This window comes from Deinococcus rhizophilus, from assembly GCF_030271215.1.
Classification (GTDB): Bacteria; Deinococcota; Deinococci; order Deinococcales; family Deinococcaceae; genus Deinococcus; species Deinococcus rhizophilus.
Window position 1 is genome coordinate 1 of record NZ_JASNGB010000274.1, and the last position, 2,457, is coordinate 2,457.

Consider the following 2,457-nt stretch of genomic DNA (forward strand, 5'->3'; position numbering starts at 1 on the left):
GACCGGCTGGGCGGGGTACGGCCTGCGGGCGGGCGGGCCGATGGCCTCTTCCGGGTGGGGCGGGTGCGCTTTCCGCTCGCGGGCGTGCGACTCGCTGATGGAACGCTGGTCCCGCGCGGCACCCCCGCTGCCGAGTTCCACGTCAACAACCCGCTGATGGTGGACCTGGGCCTGCGCCGCAGCGTTCGCCTCGCCCGCGAGGACTTCCGGGACGTGGCCCGCGACCTCGTGACCCGGCCAGAGTTGCGGGAGGCGGAGGTGGTCTTCTGCCTGAGTGCGCTCTCGCCGCTGCTCGCTGCCCTGGGCTTCGAGACACGCGATCTCCCGCCCGCCACCGCCCGCCGCCTGCACCTGTGGGCCAACGTCCTGCGCCGCGCCTACGGCAGCCCGCCGGACGCGCCCGAGCCGAAGCTCAGCGTGATGGGGCGGGCGGCATTTCTGGAGCGGTACGGTCCACCACCGACCCCCTGACCGCGTACCCTCTTTCCCGTGAACTACGACGACCTCGCCGACCTGTACGACCGCCAGTACGACCTCTACCGCGACGACCTGCACTTCTACGCGGGCCTGAGCGAGCGGGCCGGGGGGCCGGTGCTGGAGGTGGGGGCGGGGACGGGCCGGGTAACGACCTTCCTGGCGCGGCGCGGCGCCGACGTGACCGGGCTGGACCCCAGCGCCCGGATGCTGGAGCGGGCGCGGGCCAGGGCGCAGGAACAGGGGCTGACGGTGGAGTTCGTGCAGGGGGACGCGCAGAGCGTGCGATTGGAACGCCGCTTCGCGCTGATCCTCGCGCCCTTCAACGCGCTGATGCACCTCTACACGCCCGCCGAGCAACTCGCGGCGCTGGAGAACCTGCGCGCCCACCTCGCGCCGGGCGGGGCCTTCGCCTTCGACCTGTACGTGCCGCGCTACGGCGAGATGAACACGCTGCGGCACGAGGGCGAGACCTTTCACGGGCCGGACGGCTCGCGCACCGACGTGTTTCTGGTGCAGCGCCGCGACCGGGTGCGGCAGCACGTGACCACCGAGTACCACGTGGACACCACCGCCCCCGACGGGCTGCTGCGGCGGCGGCACTTTACCCTCACCCAGCGCTACTACACCCGCTACGAGGTCGAGTGGCTGCTGCGCTGCGCGGGCTTCGAGGCGCCGCGCGTGACCGGCTCGTTTCAGGGCGGCCCGCTGGAGGAGGCGAGCGAGGTGATGGTGTTCCAGACGCGGGCGCGGGCGCAGTAGGACGGGCTCAGCCCACCGTCAAGCCGTGCCGCCGAACCACGTCGCGGAGGAACTCGGCATTTCCGGCAACTTCCCGGTAAATGAACCGGTAGCCCAACGGTTTCAGGCGGGCCAGCAGTTCGGTGTACAGCAGGAGCTCCGGCTCACCGTGCTGGAGCCTGGCCTGACAGCCTCTGGCCTGCTCGCCGATGACCACCCGGCGGCAGAACATCAGGGGTTCCAGGCTGTGCTGCCGGGTTAAGTCCAGCAGCCAGCCGCGCACCTTCTCCTCGCCCGGTGTGCCGTGGGCCAGCGTGATGTCCAGCGGAGGCGCAGACATGGGGCAGGCTCACCCGTCACCCCCGCCGCCGCACCCGCCCCCCCACCCGCCGCCGCACCTGCCGCCAGCCGTGCCCCGGCCATACGCCGTCCGCGATCAGGTGCAGCCACTGGCTGAGGTAGTAGCCCAGGACCAGGGGCAGCACCACCTTGAGGCTGATGGGCTGCGGCAATTCCGGCAGCGGCGCCCCCGGCCACAGAAAACGCACCAGCCCGAGCAGCAGCCCCCCCCACAGCCCCAGATACAGCAGCCGGGTCAGCGGCCCCAGCAGCCAGGTGTGCGAGAGGCCCCGGTGCCGGAACAGCCAGCCGTAGGGCACCCACAGCACCCCCAGTACCCCCCAGCGCCGCTTGGAGTCCACTCCCCCACCGTCCGCGAGGTCGAGGTCTGGCGAGAGCAGCAGCGTTCCGGCGAAGAAGGCCACGGAGAAATTGAGCGCCTGCACGGGCGTCACGGTGAGGAGGTCCTGCCGGGCAGCGACCAGGGCACCGGCCGAGAGGACGCAGTAAGCCGCGATGTTGATGAGGTTGTGGACACGTCCGCTGGGCACGTGGGGCATTGTGCCGCCTGGCGCGGAAAAACGGTACCGCGCCGCCACATGATACGGATTCCGGATGAACAGGGATGCCCTGACGGTGAATCCCAACCGAAGGAAACAGCAACAGGAATGACGGAGAGGAGTGCAAGCACCACAGCGCAGGCGCTGGAACGGATACTCCGCCATCCACCTGACATGCCGATTGTCGGCCCGTCTTCATTCGGGCGTCAGGCTGGCGCGGCATCATGCGGCATTCATGACGCGCCCTGCCCTCCTGTTTCCGGCCGCTCTGCTGCTTGCCGCGTGCAGCACGCTGCCTGCGCCGCCTGCCCCCGCGCCGACGCCGACGCCCCCGCCCGCCACC

Annotated in this window: 4 protein-coding genes; 2 read left to right on the top strand and 2 right to left on the bottom strand. The window is 71.0% G+C overall.

Going from position 1 to position 2,457, the window contains the following annotated elements; genetic code table 11:
- Positions 1 to 471, top strand: a 471-nt coding sequence (locus QOL99_RS16455; protein ID WP_407650213.1) for a YkoP family protein, incomplete at its 5' end; no start/stop codon positions are given.
- An 18-nt stretch (positions 472 to 489) separates the two neighbouring features.
- On the top strand, positions 490 to 1,236 hold the full coding sequence (locus QOL99_RS16460; protein ID WP_285525405.1) for a class I SAM-dependent methyltransferase: 747 nt from the start codon (positions 490 to 492) through the stop codon (positions 1,234 to 1,236).
- A gap of 7 nt (positions 1,237 to 1,243) precedes the next feature.
- On the opposite strand, the gene QOL99_RS16465 is transcribed toward QOL99_RS16460, so the two are convergent.
- Both QOL99_RS16465 and QOL99_RS16470 read right to left on the bottom strand, forming a co-directional pair.
- Positions 1,244 to 1,555, bottom strand: a complete 312-nt coding sequence (locus QOL99_RS16465) for a hypothetical protein (RefSeq protein ID WP_285525406.1) — start codon at positions 1,553 to 1,555, stop codon at positions 1,244 to 1,246.
- 16 nt (positions 1,556 to 1,571) lie between these two features.
- Positions 1,572 to 2,105, bottom strand: coding sequence for a metal-binding protein (locus QOL99_RS16470; RefSeq protein ID WP_285525407.1), 534 nt, complete (start codon positions 2,103 to 2,105; stop codon positions 1,572 to 1,574).
- Positions 2,106 to 2,457 lie beyond the last annotated feature (352 nt).